This window comes from Bradyrhizobium sp. LjRoot220 (genome assembly GCF_964252915.1).
Classification (GTDB): Bacteria; Pseudomonadota; Alphaproteobacteria; order Rhizobiales; family Xanthobacteraceae; genus Bradyrhizobium.
Window position 1 is genome coordinate 1,076,155 of the sequence record NZ_CAXUPS020000001.1, and the last position, 17,087, is coordinate 1,093,241.

Below are 17,087 nucleotides of genomic sequence, written 5' to 3' on the forward strand. Positions count from 1 at the left end.
GCGTAGCCCGGATGAGCGCAGCGATATCCGGGATTTCCTAAAACGGACGGAAGCGCATCGATCAATCGCATCATACAGCGATGCCGTCTTTCGCAGGCCCCTCCGGCCTGTTATTGACCGGCCGCGCCTGATTGCAAGTAGGCAATGATCTTTGCCCTGTCTTCCGCCGATGCGAGACCGCCATACGGCTTCATGGTGTTGCCGGGCACCACCGCATCGGCGTTGGCCATGAAGCCATCGAGTTTGTCCGCGTCCCAGGCGAAGCCTGCCTCCTTCATGGCGCTGGAATAGCCGTAGCCCGGCAGCGATCCGGCCTTCCGTCCGACAATCCGGTGCAGATTTGGGCCTTGCCGGTTGTCGCCCTCCTTGACCGTGTGGCAGGTTCGGCACGCATTGTTGAACAGCAATTGGCCGGCTGCAGTGTCGGCGCCTTGCGTCGGCGTTTGCGATGAGGCTGACGACGACAACAGCAGGCACGCCATCCCGCTCAGCGCCGCGGCTCGAACCAGGGTTCGCATCGGCCATCCTCCGTATTGCCCGCCCAACAAACGCGCGAGGCGGTGAAGGTTTCCCTGGGACTTGAAGCAATCGGCTGATCCATCCCGGCCGATGAGCCGGACGCCAATGGAGTCTTTATCTCTGGAGCTTTAGGCGCCAATGGCGTATAGTGCTCAGGTGGCGCGACGATTCATCACTGTGGCGGAAACGCCTCTCTTCAGACGCCAGTCCCAGGATGTCTGGGACGATGCCGAGCGCGAAGCGTTCATTGGTTTCATCGCGCGCAATCCCGAAGAAGGGGACCTCATCCCGGAAACGGGTGGGGTGCGGAAGATTCGGTGGGCGCGGCCTGGAAGCGGTAAACGCGGCGGCGCGCGGGTGATCTATTTTTTTTCATAATGGCGACCGCCCGCTCTATCTGCTGATGGTCTACGCGAAGGCGCGTCGGGAGAATCTCACGCCGGAGGAAAAGAAGATGGTTCGCAAGCTGGCAGCGATCTTGAAGGCTTGAACGGCGACAAATGGAAGGAGCAGAACACATGACAAAGTTTGGAAAGGAGCTGATCGAGAGCATGCAACAGGCGGCAAAGCATGCCGCTGGCAAGAAGGTGCGCGGGCTGCGTGTGTCCAAGGTCGAGTTGCCGGACGTGAAAGCCATCCGTCTTTCGCTGCGGATGTCGCAGAATCACTTTGCTGCGGCGTATCGTATTCCGCTTCCGACGCTCAAGAATTGGGAGCAAGGACGGCGCCTGCCTGACGCTCCTGCCGCAGCCTATCTGCTGGCGATCAAGCGGCGTCCAAAGGAAATCATGGAAGCTGTTGCACGGCCGTGATCTGTCAACGACTGCCTGCCGCTACTTCCTGTCCCGCGACGACCTTCTCCGGAAAGCTAGCGCCTCCGGGCCCCACATCCGGATCATCACGACCGCGCAGGAGGCGATGCCGACGACGGCGAGCATGATGGTGAGCGCGATTTCCATGGCCACGTGCATAAATGATTTGCAGGTGATTTGTCTTCCGTATCATTACGGTGCCGTTACGTTTCCCTGCATCGACGTCTTGGCGCTGACCGCCTACAATCTTCGAACTCAGTCACGTGTTCGGGGCGTTCATGCAGTCTTCCGGCCAGAAGCGGCCCACCAGGAAAGAGCTCTGGTTTCAGTGCGGCCGCTACTTTGCGCGCACGGTCCGGCGCGAGGATGCGTCCGAGCGCTGGGCGCAGTGGCTGAACGATCCCTGGGTGGTCGAGGCGCTCAACCTCGCGCCCCGTGCCCTGACCAAGGATGATATCGCCGGCTACATCAAGGCGTCCGACCAGCGCACGCATCTGATGCTCGGCATCTTCGAGCGCGGCACGCGCGTCCATGTCGGGATCATCCGGATCGACCTCGATTATGCGAGCCGCGAAGCGCTGGTCAACGCGATCATTGGCGAGCCCGAACACCGAAACCGCGGCGCCACCACGGATGCCTTCGTCTCCACGCTCGATTTTCTTTTCGACAAGGAAAACATGGCGCGGGTGCGCGCCTCGGTGCTGGCGCGCAACAACCTCACCTTGCAGTACCTGCTCAAGATGGGCTGGGAACTCGATGAAGCAGCCTCAGGCCAGATCAAATCGAGCGCGGATGGATCGATGCTGGACGTGAAGTCGGTGGTATGGACGCGCGAATCCTATCGCGCCTTTCGCCTGACCGGACTCGGCAAACGCATCCTGCGCCGGTTGGCGGACGCCGAGAAGGGCGCGCCGGGGCGGAAGTGAGTACGGGCTGCACCCACGCGGGCGGTGCGCTCCCTCTCCCGCGCTTGCGGGGGAGGGCGGGGTGGGGGTGTTGCCGCGAGTCAGAGTGTTCGTGTGGAGAGAGCCCCCACCCGGATCACATCTAACGATGTGATCCGACCTAAGAGCGAGCTTCGCTCGTCTCGACCCCGCAAGCGGGAGAGGTGAAGCCGAGACCGGAGCTAGCTCGCTAAATCAATACCGCGCGACAACTGCGCTTTGCGGCGCCCAGAACCGGTAGTTGATACCGACCGTCACGGTGTCGATCCGCTGCGACACATTGATGGGGATGATGATCCCGGTAGCATCAGTCAGGTTCACGCCTTTGGTGCCGAAATCATAGTGATTGTATTCGAGCTTGGCGGACCAGTTGTTCGCGAAAGCCCATTCCACGCCGGCGCCCAGTGTCCAGCCGAAGCGGTCCGTCCTGGCGGTGAACACGTTCGGACCGATGAACGGCAGGAATCCCGGCGTGTTCTCCTGATAGCGGTCGCGCGCGAAGGCGCCGCCGCCCTTGCCGTAGAACAGCACGCGATCGAAGCTGTAGCCGAGGCGGCCGGTGATGCTGGCCAGCGCTTCGGTTTTTGACGACAGGTTCTTGGTGCCGAACACGAGGTCGGGGGCGCTGCCCTTGATGTCGGTCCAGGCGCCCATGCCCTCGACGCCGATCACCCAGTTGCTGGCGACCTGGTAGTTGCAGCCGAGCTGGCCGCCGACGATGGCGCCTTCCGACTTGATTCGGAGATTGTCGCCGGGAGCCGCGCTGAAATTGCCGAGGATGTCGTTGAAGTTCTCGCGGCCCCAGCCATAGCCGGCATGGGCGCCGACATAGCATCCGGTCCAGGTGAAGGGAATGGCCGCGACGATGGGAGACTTCACCGCTATGCGCGCCGGCATATCGGCGGCGTTTGCGGATCCCGCGAGGGCGAGGGCGGAGGTGGCGAGGAGCAATTTCTTCATCACGGCTCTCAATCAAACGTTGAAAGCCTGACTATAGCGGCCGCCGTCGCCGGGTCTGTACCGTTTGGGCAACACCTCCTGGGATTCGAGAGCAAGGCGCCTGCTTTTTGGGCAGCGCCGTCTACCGCCGGGGCGCGGGCGGCTTGGACCGATGCCTGTCTACGACGACGGAGTCAGGATGCGAAACGATCGTCATGAACCAGATCGAGCTGACGAGCAGCGAGCAGAACGTATTCCAATAAATCCAGTTCATTGGCGCTCCTATCTTGCTCGGCGATCGCTCAGACTATTGGCAATAAAGTCTTCGAGATGCGCCGGCACCGGAGCTCCTTCGATATCACAGCGGCACTGAATTTCCTCTGCGACATTTTTGGAGATGTCGGCAGTCCAGTGTTCGAGCGTGTTGAAGGCGTAGATGCCGATCGGGTTGTTGAAACGCGCCAGCATCAGATCGGTGATCACGGAATCGAGATCGGGCCGCTCGATCGGATTCTGAAGCTCCAGACCCTTCGGTCCGACCGTATCCATCACCAGATACAGGGTTTGATCGGCGCCATAGGGTACGGTTGACGGTATTCCATTCATGGCCTGAACGCTCCGTGGAGGCGATGAATCAAGTTTGAGGCAAAGCGTTTGTTCCTACGGCGACATCAGGACCTTCGGCTAATTGTCGATACGGGCGACACCCGTCATGGCCGCACGGGTGTTACTCCCCGCCTATCGCGCTGCTCGTGCGCCCTGATTGGCAGATGCGCTCAGGAGACCAGCGACAACGGGTAATGCTCGGCCTTGAACCGCTTGTAAGCGTCGATCGCGCGGTTCGCGAGCATCAGCTTTCGCGTTTCGCCGCGCAGGATCATGATCTCGATGGCATCCGACAAGAATCGCGCCGCGATCTCGGCATCGCCGAGTTCGCCGGTCCGCTCGAGATAATCCCAGGCGATCTCGATCGAATTTTCCATCAGCAATGGTATTGGCTCGGTCATGGGTACAAAACGCCTGTGAGAACCATCAGTTCCTGCGTGCGGCGGCCGCATGGGAGATCCACGCCTTCAGCCGCGTCGGGATTCACGGCTTGGTACCGACGCTGCTGAGGTTACCCTTGATATCGAAGGTGAAGGTAAGCCCGAGACACGAGAACTGGCCGCCGCGGGCGTCGATCACGTCGGGATTCTTGGTACCCGGCGTCCACTTCATGCCGCCGTTCACGGCTTCAAGTTCGCTGGTGTTGAGTTCGCGATTGTCGGTCTTCATGTCAGTCTCCGGTTCATTGGCGGCAAGGCCATCTGCGATGAGGAAAAGAGGACCACAGCGGCAGGTTCGCTACCGTGACCGACGTCACAATGCATGCGGCGCGGGCGATGCTTCCCGCGACGCGCGGTCCCGTTGGTTAATGCGCCTTGGTTCAACATCGTCGGGCAAATCCATAAATTTCGATTCAATGCGCTAAGGGAACCTTACGGGGTCACCTTCAAATTGGCCGCTTGCTGAAGCCTGCAACGGATGCACCCGTGATTGTTGATGCGCCGAAGACAAAGGTTGTGCGCGAACCGCGCCGCCAGCTGCACAAGCAGCCGGCGTGGATGACGGTCGACGACGGCTTGACCAACCGCGAATGCTTTGTGCTCGACGTCTCGCCCGGCGGCGCAAGGATCGTGACCGATGTCGCGATCGACGTCCGCGACAAGTTCGGCCTCGCGCTGGTGCGCGATCGACCAAAGCATCAATCCTGCGAAGTCGTCTGGCGCCGCGGCAAGACCTATGGCATCAAGTTTTTGAGCGCCGGCGAAGCAAGCGCAGGCCCGATCAACGACGCGCCCGCTGTAGAGACCCAGGCGCAGGCGGATCTGTTCGATACAGCTCAGCGAACGAAGGCGGAAGTGTAAGCCGCCGTCCCCCACATTGGTGAACTCGGGCAAGCCCGAACTGAGCCGCTCGTCGGCAAATCAGCAAGCGAAGCCCGATGAGCAGAGCTACATCCGGGGCGTCAGCAGCTTCAACAAACGTTCCTGGTCGAGGTCTTGAACATAAAAGGAAAGTAATTCGCCTTGAGCCACTCGTAGGTGGCTCGGTCGAGACCCGGCTTACCGCCCGACACGGCGTCCAATTCTACAGCCGTGAATTCGTCAGCGCTGATTTCATTCTGCGTGCTCGTGGCAATTTTCGGCGTATCCATGCTTCTCTCCTGCTGCGACGTAGAAGGGACCATCCCTTGCGATCTCGGTCGCAGCCATAAGCGGTGGGCGTTGTGTCTGGCTGTGATGGCCGTCACGTTGCGGTACGCAAATTAGCCGATGGCAGCGCCCGGCGTAGCCTTTGGCGACCTGTCCGCTGTCTGGCAGCGTCGCTTTTGGGAGCATCTGGGTGGAGCCGGTGAGGTGAGCAGCAAGTTTGGTGAGCGACGGTGATTGGTACATTGGTTGGCCGAGGATGGCGGATTACGCCTTCGGCTCCAATCCTACACAGCAGCGCTGGACCCTCGTCATTGCGAGGAGCACTTTCGACGAAGCAATCCACCCATCCGTTATGCCGCCAGATGGATTGCTTCGCTTCGCTCGCAATGACGGGGAGAGACAGGTTGACCCCATCGAACGCGCGCTGCGTCGCGTCGCGCGCAAGCGCAGCAACTGCATCTTGTGGCCGGGGGCATATTCCGACGCGCCCGGGCGATGAAAAAGGAGCCGGAAAGTCCGGCCCCCTTTTTTAACTCCGTCCACCGCCAAAGCGGATAATGTCTCGGACGAATTCGGCGTTGGTGTAGTCGCACTTGACGTACCAGGGATAGACGCCCTCGCCAGCCGGGCCATTGGTACAGCCCTGCCAATTCCCGGTCCCATCCACTCCGCCGGAAACCTGGTTCAACTCGGCAACAATCAGTTCGCGAATGTTGGTGGTGTTCATTTCATGCTCCCTTTGTTTTGAGTGACGGTCAACAGCGACCGTTGATGGTGATGAAAATACCCAAGGTGCGTCTGGGCGGCTGTGACGGCCGGCACAGAGCAGGATGCCAGCGCTGTCGGCTTCGCCACGGGCTTGCGATGGTGCGCAGGCAAAATTCGCCCTTGCCAGGCAGGGAAGGCGCGGCATCTGGCTGCGACAAAACAACCCGACGGCCGCACTAGCCTTGGCGACTTGTCCGCCGTAGCTCAACGAGCGACGTGTCCCGCCGTAGCTCGAAGAGCGAAGGAGGAAGGCGGGAGCTGGGCAATTGAGTTCTGGTTTTCGGAAGTCGTGTCAAGCCCCACCGCGGGTGCAGCGCGCACCCGGTCTTCCCTGCGCCCTCTGTTGAGGAGGGCGGGAAGTTTCCAGCAAAGCTCGGGCGCATCGCGTCGCGAGAATGCGAAGGTGTGTTTGGACCACGGTGCAAGAACAAACACCGCCGTCGTCCCGGCCTTGAGCCGGGACCCATAACCACAGGGAGAAATTTTGCGAAAGGTCTCTGCTACCGAAGCTTCGCCGAGAGATCACGCGGTATGGGTCCCCCGATGCGCAATTGCGCATCGGCGTTCGCAGGGACGACAACGACAAATCGGCGCAATGCGCCGGGCTACTCCGCCGCCTCGATCCATTCCGCGGCGCCGCGCCACAGCGTGTCGCGATGCTCGGGCCGAAAAAATCCGAAGTGGCCGATCCGGCTGGCGCCGGTGTCCTTTGGCATCACGGTGATGATCTCGGGCTTGATCGACGTAAAACCCGAGCACAGCAATTCCACCGCTGGGCGCGTCGCCCAGGGATCGTCGGACATGCACAGCGCGCGCAACGCGCCCTTGTACTTCGGAAAATTTTGCAAGGCCGCCAGATTCTTGTCGTCGAACAGGTAGCGCGGGCTCATGACCCAGGAGACCCATTGCAGGAACATATCCTTCGGCAGGTCCATGCCGAGGCCCATCCAGCCCGGCGTGTAGCCGAACGCTCGGGTGAGGGGGACGCCGGCGAAATTCAGCATCGCGTAGACGCGATAGCGCTCCGGCACCGCCATCAATTTCCAGTAGCCGGCTTGCGCTGCGATAAACAGCGCGCGCGAAATCTCGGTGTTGTTGGGCAGCAAGCCCAGCGCCTGGCCGCCGAAGGAGTGCCCGACATAGGCGAACGGCAACGCCTTGTAGCGCTCGCGCATCCAGGCCACGGCGGAGGTGACATCCTGCGCCGCCCAGTCCGACATCGAGGCCTTGAAGCCGACCAGCGATTTGGCCTGGTTGTAGCCGGTCATCGACTTCTGCCTGCTATCGCCGGTGCCGCGATAATCATAGGTCAGCACCGCGCAGCCGCGCTTCGCGAGATAGCCGGCAAAACCGCGATAGACCTTACGGTGAACCGCGGTGGCCGAGTTGATCAGCACGGCGTGGCGCTTGGCTCCGCGCGGCAAAAACAGCGTCGCCCCCAGCGGATAGCCATCCGCGGCGGGAAGCGTGATATCGTCGATGAATACGTCGTCCAGCCCCGGCTCGGCCACCCGCGATTTCCTTCCTCGCTTTCGCGATCCGGCCCTATAAATGCGAATTCGGCTTTTGCCGCAAGGGCTTGACTGGAAAGGCGGAAATCTAACTGGCGGTTGGCCAGCGCCCTGTGTATAACCCGGCCCTTCGTAACCGCGCATAAGTCGCGGTTTTTGCTCAGGAGTTAACGACATGTCCGAGCGGTGGACACCCGATAGCTGGCGCGCCAAGCCGGTGCTGCAGGTGCCCGATTATCCCGATGCCAAGGCATTGGCCGATGTCGAGGCGCAATTGGCTACGTTTCCGCCGCTGGTATTTGCCGGCGAGGCCCGCAATCTGAAGAAGTCACTGGCGCGCGTCGCCGCCGGCGAAGCCTTCCTGCTGCAGGGCGGCGATTGCGCCGAGAGCTTTGCCGAGCACGGCGCCAACAACATCCGCGATTTCTTCCGCGTGCTGCTGCAGATGGCCGTCGTGCTGACCTATGCCGGCGCATTGCCGGTGGTGAAGGTCGGCCGCATCGCCGGGCAATTTGCAAAACCGCGTTCGTCGAACACCGAAAAGATTGGCGGCGTCGAGCTGCCGAGCTATCGCGGCGACATCGTCAACGACTTCGCGTTCACGCCGGAAGCGCGCACCCCCGATCCGCAGCGCCAGTTGATGGCGTATCGGCAATCGGCGGCGACGCTCAATCTCTTGCGCGCATTCGCGACCGGCGGCTTTGCCAATCTCGGCAGCGTGCATCAGTGGATGCTGGGCTTCCTGAAGGATTCGCCGCAGTCGCGGCGCTACAAGGAGCTGGCCGACCGTATTTCGGATGCGCTGAATTTCATGCGCGCCTGCGGCCTCGATCTCGAAAGCCATCCGGAGCTGCGCGCCACCGATTTCTACACCAGCCACGAGGCGTTGCTCTTGGGCTATGAGCAGGCCTTCACCCGCGTCGATTCCACCACCGGCGACTGGTACGCGACCTCGGGCCACATGATCTGGATCGGCGACCGCACCCGCCAGCTCGACCATGGCCATGTCGAATATTTCCGCGGCATCAGGAATCCGATCGGCCTGAAATGCGGTCCGTCGCTCAAGCCCGATGAACTCCTGAAGCTGATCGACATCCTCAACCCCGACAACGAGCCGGGACGGCTGACGCTGATCAACCGCTTCGGTTCGGACAAGGTCGGCGATCACCTGGCGCCGCTGATCCGCGCGGTGCAGCGCGAGGGACGTGTCGTGGTCTGGTCGTGCGATCCGATGCACGGCAACACCATCACCTCCAATTCGGGCTACAAGACCCGGCCGTTCGACCGGATATTGTCGGAAGTGAAGTCGTTCTTTGCCATCCATCAGGCGGAAGGCACCCACGCCGGCGGCATTCATCTGGAAATGACCGGGCAGGACGTCACCGAATGTATTGGCGGCGCGCGCGCCATCACCGACGAGGACCTCAACGACCGCTATCACACGGTCTGCGATCCCCGTCTGAACGCCGAACAATCGATCGATATGGCCTTCCTGATCGCCGAACTGCTCAAGCAGGAACGCGCCGGCAAGGTCAAACCGATGCCGGCCGTAGCGGGTTTCTGACTTGCTGCGACTTTGGCGTGCCACGATCAATACGCGTAACGGACTCGCTTTTGCGATCCGCTCGGAGCAGGCCGTGCGCGAGGAACTGTGTGCGCTGGCGCTGTCGGTGCCGCTGGCCTGGCTGATCGGCGCCACGGTGATGCGCCGGGTGGAATTGGTCGCGGCGGTGGCGTTCGTTCTTGTCGTCGAGATACTCAATACGGCGATCGAAAAGCTCGCCGACCGCCTCACCACCGACCACGATCCGCAAATCGGGCGGGTCAAGGACATGGGTTCGGCCGCGGTCGGTGTCGCACTGTTGATGTCCGGCGCGTTCTGGCTGTTTGCCATCGCCGAACGCATAGGCGCGTTCTAAAGCGGGCGATTGAAGTTTCGGCCTGTGCAGGGCACCATTGGCGTATGAGCGAACCGAAATTCAAAATTACGCTGGCCCAGCTGAACCCGACCGTGGGCGACGTCCCCGGCAACGCCGCCAAAGCGCGCGCCGCGCGCCAGCAGGCGAAGGCTGACGGCGCCGATTTGCTGGTGCTGCCGGAACTATTCATCACCGGCTATCCGCCGGAAGATCTGGTGCTGAAACCCGCGTTCCAGGCCGCCTGCCGCGCAGCGGTCGAGGAACTGGCGCGCGAGACCGCCGGCGGGGGTCCCGCGGTGCTGATCGGCACGCCCTGGGTCGAGGACGGCAAGCTCTATAATGCCTGCGCGCTGCTCGATGACGGCCGCATCACGGCCCTTCGTTTCAAAGCCAATTTGCCGAACTACGGCGTATTCGACGAAAAGCGCCTGTTCGCGCGCGGCCCCGCCGCGGGGCCGGTGACGGTGAAGGGGATCCGCGTCGGCGTTCCCATCTGCGAGGACATCTGGCTCGAAGAATCCGAAGAATACGAAAACGTCGTCGAGTGCCTGGCCGAAACCGGCGCGGAAATCCTGGTCGTGCCCAACGGCTCACCCTACGCCCGAGACAAGAACGACCTGCGGCTGTCGATCGCGGTCGCCCGCGTTACCGAAAGCGGGCTGCCGCTGGTGTATCTGAACCAGATCGGCGGGCAGGACGAACTGGTGTTCGACGGCGCGTCGTTTGCGCTGAACGCCGATCTCTCGGTGGCGGCGCAGCTGCCCGCGTTCGAGGAGAACGTCACGACGCTGGTTTGGACCAAAGGCGTCGACGGCTGGCGCTGCGTTGGGCCGGTGGCGCCGCTGATCGAAGGCGACAAGGCCGACTACGCGGCGTGCGTGCTGGGCTTGCGCGACTACGTCCGCAAGAACGGTTTTCCCGGCGTGCTGCTCGGCGTCTCCGGCGGCATCGATTCCGCGTTGTGTGCGGCAATCGCCGTCGATGCGCTCGGCGCGGACAAGCTGCGCGGCGTGATGCTGCCGTTCCGGTTTACCGCGCAGGAGTCGCTCGACGATGCCGCAAAACTCGCGACGGCATTAGGCTTCCGCTACGAGGTGCTGCCGATCGCGGACGCCGTCAATGGTTTTGAAAAAATCCTCTCCGGCACGTTTGCCGGCCTGCCGCGCGACATCACCGAGGAAAACCTGCAGGCGCGCGCCCGCGGCACGCTGCTGATGGCGCTTTCGAACAAGACCGGCGCGATGGTGGTCACGACCGGCAACAAGTCGGAAATGTCGGTCGGCTACGCCACGCTCTATGGCGACATGAACGGCGGCTTCAACCCGATCAAGGACATCTACAAGACCGAAGTGTTCCGCCTGTCGAGCCTGCGCAATGAGTGGAAGCCGGACGGCGCGCTCGGGCCGTCAGGCGAGGTGATCCCGGTCAACATCATCACGCGGCCGCCGACCGCCGAATTGCGCGAGAACCAGACCGACCAGGATTCGCTGCCGCCCTACGAGATGCTTGACGGCATTCTGGAGCGGCTCGTCGAGCGCGAGGAGCCGCTGGCCTCGATCATTGCGGCGGGTTTCCCCGCCGACGTGGTGACGCGGATCGACCGTCTGCTCAACATCGCCGAATACAAGCGCCGTCAGGCGGCGCCGGGGGTCAAGGTCACCGAAAAGAATTTCGGCCGCGACCGCCGCTATCCAATCACCAACCGCTTTCGCGACAATGGCGAGGCGTTGCCCAAGCCCGACGAGAAACTGGTCGCCCGCGCGGGCCGCGCGTCGGCGGACGTGTTCGACGGCTAATTATTGCTTCGGCGGAATGAACGTCGGCCCGACGGTGCGGATCGCTTTCTTCTCGTCGGTCGAGCCGGTTGAATTCGCCGCTGGGTCCGGTGCGGCAGGAGCGGGCGCGGCGGCCGCGGTGCCTGCTGCGGGCGCGGCACCCTTCTTGGCGACCGGGGCTGCCTTTTGCTGAGGCGTCGCGCGCTGCTGCATCTTCCTGGCGCTCTCCTCGGTGACGATGATGTCGCCCTGCTGTTCGGCGGCGGCTTTCTCGTCGATCGATTTCAGCGCATCCGACCAGGTCTGGCCCGCGGCCTTGCAGGCGCAGGACGGGTTGAACTCGGTGCGGAATTTGAATGCATTGGGCAGCGACGAGTAAGGCTGGCCGCTGATCGAGACCGCCTGGTTGATGTCTTCGCCGGGATTGCGATAGGTGAACAGCGAAGCTTCCGTGGCCGGGCACAGCGCCTTGCAGCTCTTCTCATCGTCCTGGAAGCGCGCCTGGTAGGTGGCGAACGAGACCGGGAAATAGGCGCCGTCGCAGGTGCGCACGCACACCGTGCGGAACGTGCCGGATGGCGGCCCGAGTTCGGCGCTGGGCGGGGCGATCGTGTTGTTGCCGAACAGATTGTCGATGAAGCTGCCGGGTCCGCGCGCGGCATTGGCGTATTGCGGCCCGCAATTGTTCTGCGCGAGCGCCGTCAGCACTGAACGGCGCTGGTTTTCACGGTCGGCGCCGCCGATGCCGCCAGAGCGCAGCCGCTCGAGACTGGTCGTCATCTGCTCGAGATTGCCGCGCATCTGCTGGATTTGGTTATTGACCGGTCCGCACTGCGCGGACTGGCCGTTGAACAGCGAGAAGAAGCCGGAGCTTTCGCAGCCCATTCGCTTGGCCTGCAGTGTGACGCGGTCAAGCTCGGCCTGCTGTTTGGTTGCGGCTTCCTGGTAGCGGCGGATTTGCTCTTCCTTGGCGGGATCGCCGCCGCTGGCGCCGCGGTCGACGGCCGCCAATTGTCCCTCAAGCCGGATGCAGATCGGATTGGCTTGCGCGCCCTGTTGCTGCTGCGGCGGCGCTGCGCCGGGGGGCATTTGCGCGCGCGCGTCCATGTTGGATGGTGCGGGATCGGATTGTGCGGTCGCAGCCGAACTCGTCGCGGCGATGCCAGCAAGCAGCACGGCGCAAGTCAAAATCCAGCGCAAAATCGATTGGGAGAAGGGAGTAGTCAGCGTCAGGGGCATATCCAGCCATCAAAAACGAATCCGCGCGGCTTTATAGCCGAAAGGCGCGGCCAGGGCGGCATGGTGCGGCCGAGGCCGCATCCCATAGCCGCTTCTCGGGGCATCGTCACGTCGTTTCCGCGGCGCAGGTGTGGCAATGCGGCCACGGCCCAGCGCGGCGATCCGGCTCAGCGCTGGCAGGTGATGGCGACGTATTCGTCGCAGCCGCTGCCGGTACATCTGTCGTTTCCGCTCCTCGGCACCGACCCGGTGATCTCATCAGGATCGACGCGGCGGTAGGCGGTCGCGGAAGCAAATTCCCGTGACTGGCAATAGGAGCGGGCGGCATGGGCGCCGCATTTGTCGCCCTTGGCGAGGCACTGGTCGATGCCGTAGCCATCGGCCTGATTGGCGATGATGAAGACGCGGCTGTCGGCATTGGCGGCCGAAGCTGCGAGCAGGAACGTGCAGGCAATGATGCTTGAGGAAAATCGCATGGGGCACCGGCAATGGAAAAGGGAACCGCCCATCGCAAATAGACCTAAAAGGTTAATAATGATTAACCATGAGGGCGGCGCCGGGTGTTTCGCGCCCAATTTGGTCCAAAATCCGGCGCAAGTTGGCCTTGACGGGGTCACCCGGGCTGGGACATGGTGGAACCATGAACGGTTTCCTCGCCATCTGCAGCATTTGCCGCGAGATTATTAGCTAGCGATTCGCTGGCTGAGGCCGTCTTTTCTCAAAACGAGATCACTGGACGCCCGGCCGTAACGGACGGATATCCATGCCATTACGACTCTACGATACGTTGACGAAGGAAAAGCGGCCGTTCGAGCCGATCGATTCAGGTAACGTCCGCATCTATGCCTGCGGACCGACAGTCTATGACTTCGCCCATATCGGCAATGGTCGCGCCGCGATCGTGTTCGACGTGCTGTTCCGCGTGCTGCGCCATCGTTATGGCGCCGATCATGTGACCTACGTGCGCAACGTCACCGACGTCGACGACAAGATCAACGTGCGCGCCGCGCGCGACTATCCCGGCGTGCCGCTGAACGAAGCGATCCGCAAGGTCACGGAACAGACCTATCAGCAATATCAGGACGACGTCGCGGCCCTCGGCTGCTTGGCCCCGACGGTGCAGCCCCGCGCGACCGAGCATATCCCTGAAATGCGGGCGATCATCGAGAAGCTGGTCGCCGGCGGCTTTGCCTATGTCGCTGAAGACCACGTGCTGTTCTCGCCGCAGGCGATGAACGCGGCAAATTCGGTGATGCCGCGCTATGGCGCATTGTCGAAGCGCTCGCTCGACGAGATGATCGCCGGCGCCCGCGTCGACGTCGCCCCCTACAAGCGCGACAACACCGACTTCGTGCTGTGGAAACCGGCGAAACCGGGCGAGCCGTCGTGGCCATCGCCGGCCGGCATCAAGGCGGAAGGCCGCCCGGGCTGGCACATCGAATGCTCGGCGATGGCCTGGAAACATCTCGGCGAGAAATTCGACATCCATGGCGGCGGCATCGACCTGGTGTTTCCGCACCATGAGAACGAACTCGCGCAGACCTGCTGCGCCTTTCATTCCGACCGCATGGCGAATGTCTGGATGCACAACGGCTTCCTGCAGCTCGAGAGCGAGAAGATGTCGAAATCAACCGGCAACTTCTTCACGATCCGCGAGATGCTGGCCGATTGGCCGGGCGAGGTGCTGCGCCTGAGCATGCTCAAGACGCATTACCGGTCGCCGCTCGACTGGACCACCAAGGGGGCGGAGGAAAGCGCCAGGACGCTGGACGATTGGTACGCCGTCGCGGCCGACGCCGAGCCCGGTCAGCCGTCGGCGGCCCTGACCGAAGCCCTCTATGACGACCTGAATACCGCGCAGGCCATGGCGGTCCTGCACGGGCTGCGCAATGCGGCGGCGTCCGGCGGCGATCGCGAACGTGGCGAGTTTGCCGCGTCGCTTCGGCTGCTCGGATTCTTGTCGGTGAGCGCGGCCGACTGGAAAGGCCGGAAACAGCAGGCGAGCGGCATCGATGCAGAGCAGGTTGGCCGCCTGCTCGCGGACCGTACCGCGGCGCGGGCGCGAAAGGATTTCAAGGAGTCCGACCGCATCCGTGACGAACTCGCCGCGATGGGCGTTGTTATCAAGGACGGCAAGGACGCCGACGGTAAACCTGTGACGACATGGGAGGTCGCGTGATGGATAAGCCCGACACACCTTTCCCGAAACACTGGCGCTACTACATCTTCATCAAATGGGCGGTGATCGTTGCCGCGGTGGTGCTCGTGCTGAGACTGTTTGGAGTGTTTTGACGCGATGGGACAATCGTTGCCCAAGCCTGCATTGCGGCCGTTCCTTGCGGCGGATACCCCTGTTGTGGCGGCGATCTTCGTTGCCGCGATCCAGGAACTGACCGGCGACGATTACGGCGAGGCGCAGCAGGAAGCCTGGGCCTCGGCGGCCGACGATGAAGAGCAATTCGGCAGGAAGCTGGCCGGCGAATTGACCCTGATCGCGACGCTGCAGAACTCGCCGGTCGGGTTTGCCTCGCTGAAGGGCGCCTCGCATATCGAGATGCTCTACGTGCACCCGGGCGCGGTCGGGCAGGGTGTCGGCGCCATGCTGTGCGATGCGCTGGAAAAGCTCGCCGGCGGGCGCGGCGCCAAGGTTCTTACCGTCGATGCCAGCGACAACGCGCAGGAATTCTTCCTGAAGCGCGGTTACATCGCCATGCAGCGCAACACTGTCACCATCAATGGCGAATGGCTCGCCAATACCACGATGCAGAAGACGCTGGCCGAGGCCGCGCCAGGAGCGCCACAATGAGCCGCGAACGCCTCTATCTGTTCGACACCACGCTGCGCGACGGCGCGCAGACCAACGGCGTCGATTTCACGCTGCATGACAAGCAGATCATCGCCGGCATGCTCGACGAACTCGGCATCGATTATGTCGAAGGCGGCTACCCCGGCGCCAATCCGACCGACACCGAGTTTTTTGCGACCAAACCAAAACTCGACCATGCCCGCTTCACCGCGTTCGGCATGACGCGCCGTCCCGGCCGCTCGGCCTCCAACGATCCGGGGCTGGCGGCGCTGATCGAAGCCAAGGCCGATGCGATCTGCTTTGTCGCGAAAGCCTCGGCCTATCAGGTGCGCGTCGCGCTCGAAACCACCAATGAGGAAAACCTCGCCTCGATCCGCGACAGCGTCAGTGCCGCCAAGGCCGCGGGGCGCGAGGTGATGGTCGATTGCGAGCACTTCTTCGACGGCTACAAGGAGAATGCCGAGTTCGCGCTGGCCTGCGCCAGGGCCGCGTATGAGTCCGGCGCGCGCTGGGTGGTGCTGTGCGACACCAATGGCGGCACCATGCCGCATGAAGTCGAGACCATCGTCGGCGAGGTCATCAAGCATATCCCGGGCGGCAACGTCGGCATCCACGCCCATAACGACACCGAGCAGGCGGTCGCGAATTCGCTCGCCGCGGTGCGCGCCGGGGCGCGGCAGATCCAGGGCACGCTGAACGGCCTCGGCGAGCGCTGCGGCAACGCCAATCTCTGTTCGCTGATCCCGACCTTGCGGCTGAAGAACGAGTTCTCCGACGCTTTCGAGATCGGCGTCACCACTGAGAAGATGGCGACGCTGATGAAGGTGTCGCGGACGCTCGACGACATGCTGAACCGCGCGCCGAACCGCCATGCCGCCTATGTCGGCGAAAGCGCCTTCGTGACCAAGACGGGCATCCATGCTTCCGCGGTCATGAAGGACCCGCACACCTATGAGCATGTATTGCCCGAACTGGTCGGCAACCATCGCAAGGTGCTGGTGTCCGATCAGGCCGGCCGCTCCAATGTGATGGCCGAACTCGACCGCGCCGGCATTCCTTACGAGAAAAGCGACCCGAAGCTGGCGCGGCTGGTCGATGAACTGAAGGAGCGCGAGGCCGCGGGTTACGCCTATGAGTCCGCCAACGCGTCGTTCGATCTGCTGGCGCGGCGCACGCTCGGCCGGGTGCCGGAATATTTCCGGGTCGAGCAGTTCGATGTCAATGTCGAGCAGCGCTACAATTCCCACGGCCAGCGCGTCACGGTGGCGCTCGCGGTGGTGAAGGTCGACGTCGCCGGCGAGCGGCTGATCTCGGCGGCGGAAGGCAACGGCCCCGTCAACGCACTCGACGTCGCGTTGCGCAAGGACCTCGGCAAGTACCAGAAATACATCGAAGGCCTCAAGCTGATCGACTACCGCGTGCGTATCCTCAATGGCGGAACGGAAGCGGTGACGCGGGTGCTGATCGAGAGCGAGGATGAAAACGGCGATAGCTGGATTACGGTCGGTGTGTCGCCGAACATCATCGACGCCTCGTTCCAGGCGCTGATGGATTCGGTGGTCTACAAACTGGTGAAATCAGGCGCGCCGGTGTGAGGGTTCGCCGCATGCCAATAAGCGCCGTCATTGCGAGCGCAGCGAAGCAATCCATCGTGCCGCGA

At 62.7% G+C, this 17,087-nt stretch carries 21 protein-coding genes; 10 read left to right on the top strand and 11 right to left on the bottom strand.

Going from position 1 to position 17,087, the window contains the following annotated elements; translation table 11 throughout:
• Nucleotides 1-110: 110 nt before the first annotated feature.
• Nucleotides 111-518 (bottom strand): c-type cytochrome, encoded by a 408-nt coding sequence (locus tag ACSQ84_RS04450; RefSeq protein ID WP_436210405.1) that lies wholly within the window; start codon nucleotides 516-518, stop codon nucleotides 111-113.
• Between the two features lie 139 nt (nucleotides 519-657).
• Here ACSQ84_RS04450 and ACSQ84_RS04455 point away from each other — a divergent pair, with 139 nt between their 5' ends.
• Nucleotides 658-897: an addiction module toxin RelE gene (locus ACSQ84_RS04455; RefSeq protein WP_436210406.1), complete on the top strand. Its 240-nt coding sequence runs from the start codon at nucleotides 658-660 to the stop codon at nucleotides 895-897.
• Between the two features lie 140 nt (nucleotides 898-1,037).
• Nucleotides 1,038-1,331: a helix-turn-helix domain-containing protein gene (locus ACSQ84_RS04460; RefSeq protein WP_436210407.1), complete on the top strand. Its 294-nt coding sequence runs from the start codon at nucleotides 1,038-1,040 to the stop codon at nucleotides 1,329-1,331.
• Nucleotides 1,332-1,352: 21 nt separating this feature from the next.
• On the opposite strand, the gene ACSQ84_RS04465 is transcribed toward ACSQ84_RS04460, so the two are convergent.
• Nucleotides 1,353-1,490 (bottom strand): hypothetical protein, encoded by a 138-nt coding sequence (locus tag ACSQ84_RS04465; RefSeq protein WP_436210408.1) that lies wholly within the window; start codon nucleotides 1,488-1,490, stop codon nucleotides 1,353-1,355.
• 119 nt (nucleotides 1,491-1,609) lie between these two features.
• Between ACSQ84_RS04465 and ACSQ84_RS04470 the strand changes: the two genes are divergently transcribed.
• The gene (locus ACSQ84_RS04470) at nucleotides 1,610-2,257 is read left to right on the top strand and encodes a GNAT family N-acetyltransferase (RefSeq protein ID WP_436210409.1); all 648 of its coding nucleotides are present in this window, start codon (nucleotides 1,610-1,612) and stop codon (nucleotides 2,255-2,257) included.
• Nucleotides 2,258-2,470: 213 nt separating this feature from the next.
• Here ACSQ84_RS04470 and ACSQ84_RS04475 read toward each other — a convergent pair whose 3' ends face one another.
• The 4 genes from ACSQ84_RS04475 to ACSQ84_RS04490 form a co-directional block, all read right to left on the bottom strand.
• Complete coding sequence (locus tag ACSQ84_RS04475; RefSeq protein ID WP_436210410.1) at nucleotides 2,471-3,235, bottom strand: outer membrane protein; 765 nt, start codon at nucleotides 3,233-3,235, stop codon at nucleotides 2,471-2,473.
• A 261-nt stretch (nucleotides 3,236-3,496) separates the two neighbouring features.
• Nucleotides 3,497-3,820 carry a hypothetical protein gene (locus tag ACSQ84_RS04480; protein ID WP_436210411.1) on the bottom strand — a complete coding sequence of 108 codons (324 nt, stop codon included), beginning with the start codon at nucleotides 3,818-3,820 and terminating at the stop codon, nucleotides 3,497-3,499.
• A 170-nt stretch (nucleotides 3,821-3,990) separates the two neighbouring features.
• Nucleotides 3,991-4,221, bottom strand: coding sequence for a hypothetical protein (locus ACSQ84_RS04485; protein WP_436210412.1), 231 nt, complete (start codon nucleotides 4,219-4,221; stop codon nucleotides 3,991-3,993).
• A gap of 82 nt (nucleotides 4,222-4,303) precedes the next feature.
• Complete coding sequence (locus ACSQ84_RS04490) at nucleotides 4,304-4,489, bottom strand: hypothetical protein (RefSeq protein ID WP_436210413.1); 186 nt, start codon at nucleotides 4,487-4,489, stop codon at nucleotides 4,304-4,306.
• A gap of 257 nt (nucleotides 4,490-4,746) precedes the next feature.
• On the opposite strand from ACSQ84_RS04490, the gene ACSQ84_RS04495 reads away from it, so the two are divergent.
• A complete protein-coding gene (locus tag ACSQ84_RS04495) occupies nucleotides 4,747-5,121 on the top strand; it encodes a PilZ domain-containing protein (RefSeq protein WP_436210414.1) in 375 nt (124 codons plus the stop codon).
• Nucleotides 5,122-5,231: 110 nt separating this feature from the next.
• On the opposite strand, the gene ACSQ84_RS04500 is transcribed toward ACSQ84_RS04495, so the two are convergent.
• The 3 genes from ACSQ84_RS04500 to ACSQ84_RS04510 all read right to left on the bottom strand — a co-directional run bounded on the left by ACSQ84_RS04500 (nucleotide 5,232) and on the right by ACSQ84_RS04510 (nucleotide 7,688).
• On the bottom strand, nucleotides 5,232-5,411 hold the full coding sequence (locus tag ACSQ84_RS04500; protein ID WP_436210415.1) for a hypothetical protein: 180 nt from the start codon (nucleotides 5,409-5,411) through the stop codon (nucleotides 5,232-5,234).
• Nucleotides 5,412-5,938: 527 nt separating this feature from the next.
• Nucleotides 5,939-6,136: a hypothetical protein gene (locus tag ACSQ84_RS04505; protein ID WP_436210416.1), complete on the bottom strand. Its 198-nt coding sequence runs from the start codon at nucleotides 6,134-6,136 to the stop codon at nucleotides 5,939-5,941.
• A 646-nt stretch (nucleotides 6,137-6,782) separates the two neighbouring features.
• On the bottom strand, nucleotides 6,783-7,688 hold the full coding sequence (locus ACSQ84_RS04510) for an alpha/beta hydrolase family protein (protein ID WP_436210417.1): 906 nt from the start codon (nucleotides 7,686-7,688) through the stop codon (nucleotides 6,783-6,785).
• A gap of 175 nt (nucleotides 7,689-7,863) precedes the next feature.
• Between ACSQ84_RS04510 and ACSQ84_RS04515 the strand changes: the two genes are divergently transcribed.
• The 3 genes from ACSQ84_RS04515 to ACSQ84_RS04525 are packed head-to-tail and all read left to right on the top strand — an operon-like array spanning nucleotide 7,864 to nucleotide 11,403.
• A complete protein-coding gene (locus tag ACSQ84_RS04515) occupies nucleotides 7,864-9,252 on the top strand; it encodes a class II 3-deoxy-7-phosphoheptulonate synthase (RefSeq protein WP_436210418.1) in 1,389 nt (462 codons plus the stop codon).
• A 1-nt stretch (nucleotide 9,253) separates the two neighbouring features.
• Nucleotides 9,254-9,607 (top strand): diacylglycerol kinase, encoded by a 354-nt coding sequence (locus ACSQ84_RS04520; RefSeq protein ID WP_436210419.1) that lies wholly within the window; start codon nucleotides 9,254-9,256, stop codon nucleotides 9,605-9,607.
• Between the two features lie 44 nt (nucleotides 9,608-9,651).
• Nucleotides 9,652-11,403, top strand: coding sequence for an NAD+ synthase (locus ACSQ84_RS04525; RefSeq protein ID WP_436210420.1), 1,752 nt, complete (start codon nucleotides 9,652-9,654; stop codon nucleotides 11,401-11,403).
• Here ACSQ84_RS04525 and ACSQ84_RS04530 read toward each other — a convergent pair whose 3' ends face one another.
• Complete coding sequence (locus ACSQ84_RS04530; protein WP_436210421.1) at nucleotides 11,404-12,621, bottom strand: DUF2865 domain-containing protein; 1,218 nt, start codon at nucleotides 12,619-12,621, stop codon at nucleotides 11,404-11,406.
• A 167-nt stretch (nucleotides 12,622-12,788) separates the two neighbouring features.
• Nucleotides 12,789-13,097 (bottom strand): hypothetical protein, encoded by a 309-nt coding sequence (locus ACSQ84_RS04535; protein ID WP_436210422.1) that lies wholly within the window; start codon nucleotides 13,095-13,097, stop codon nucleotides 12,789-12,791.
• A 287-nt stretch (nucleotides 13,098-13,384) separates the two neighbouring features.
• Here ACSQ84_RS04535 and cysS point away from each other — a divergent pair, with 287 nt between their 5' ends.
• From cysS to cimA, 3 genes are all read left to right on the top strand, one after another.
• Nucleotides 13,385-14,800 (top strand): cysteine--tRNA ligase, encoded by a 1,416-nt coding sequence (gene cysS, locus ACSQ84_RS04540; protein WP_436210423.1) that lies wholly within the window; start codon nucleotides 13,385-13,387, stop codon nucleotides 14,798-14,800.
• A gap of 117 nt (nucleotides 14,801-14,917) precedes the next feature.
• Entirely contained in the window at nucleotides 14,918-15,427 is a 510-nt protein-coding gene (locus ACSQ84_RS04545) for a GNAT family N-acetyltransferase (RefSeq protein WP_436210424.1), read from the top strand.
• Nucleotides 15,424-17,022 carry a citramalate synthase gene (cimA, locus tag ACSQ84_RS04550; protein WP_436210425.1) on the top strand — a complete coding sequence of 533 codons (1,599 nt, stop codon included), beginning with the start codon at nucleotides 15,424-15,426 and terminating at the stop codon, nucleotides 17,020-17,022. The genes ACSQ84_RS04545 and cimA overlap by 4 nt, the downstream gene beginning before the upstream one ends.
• Nucleotides 17,023-17,087: the final 65 nt, after the last annotated feature.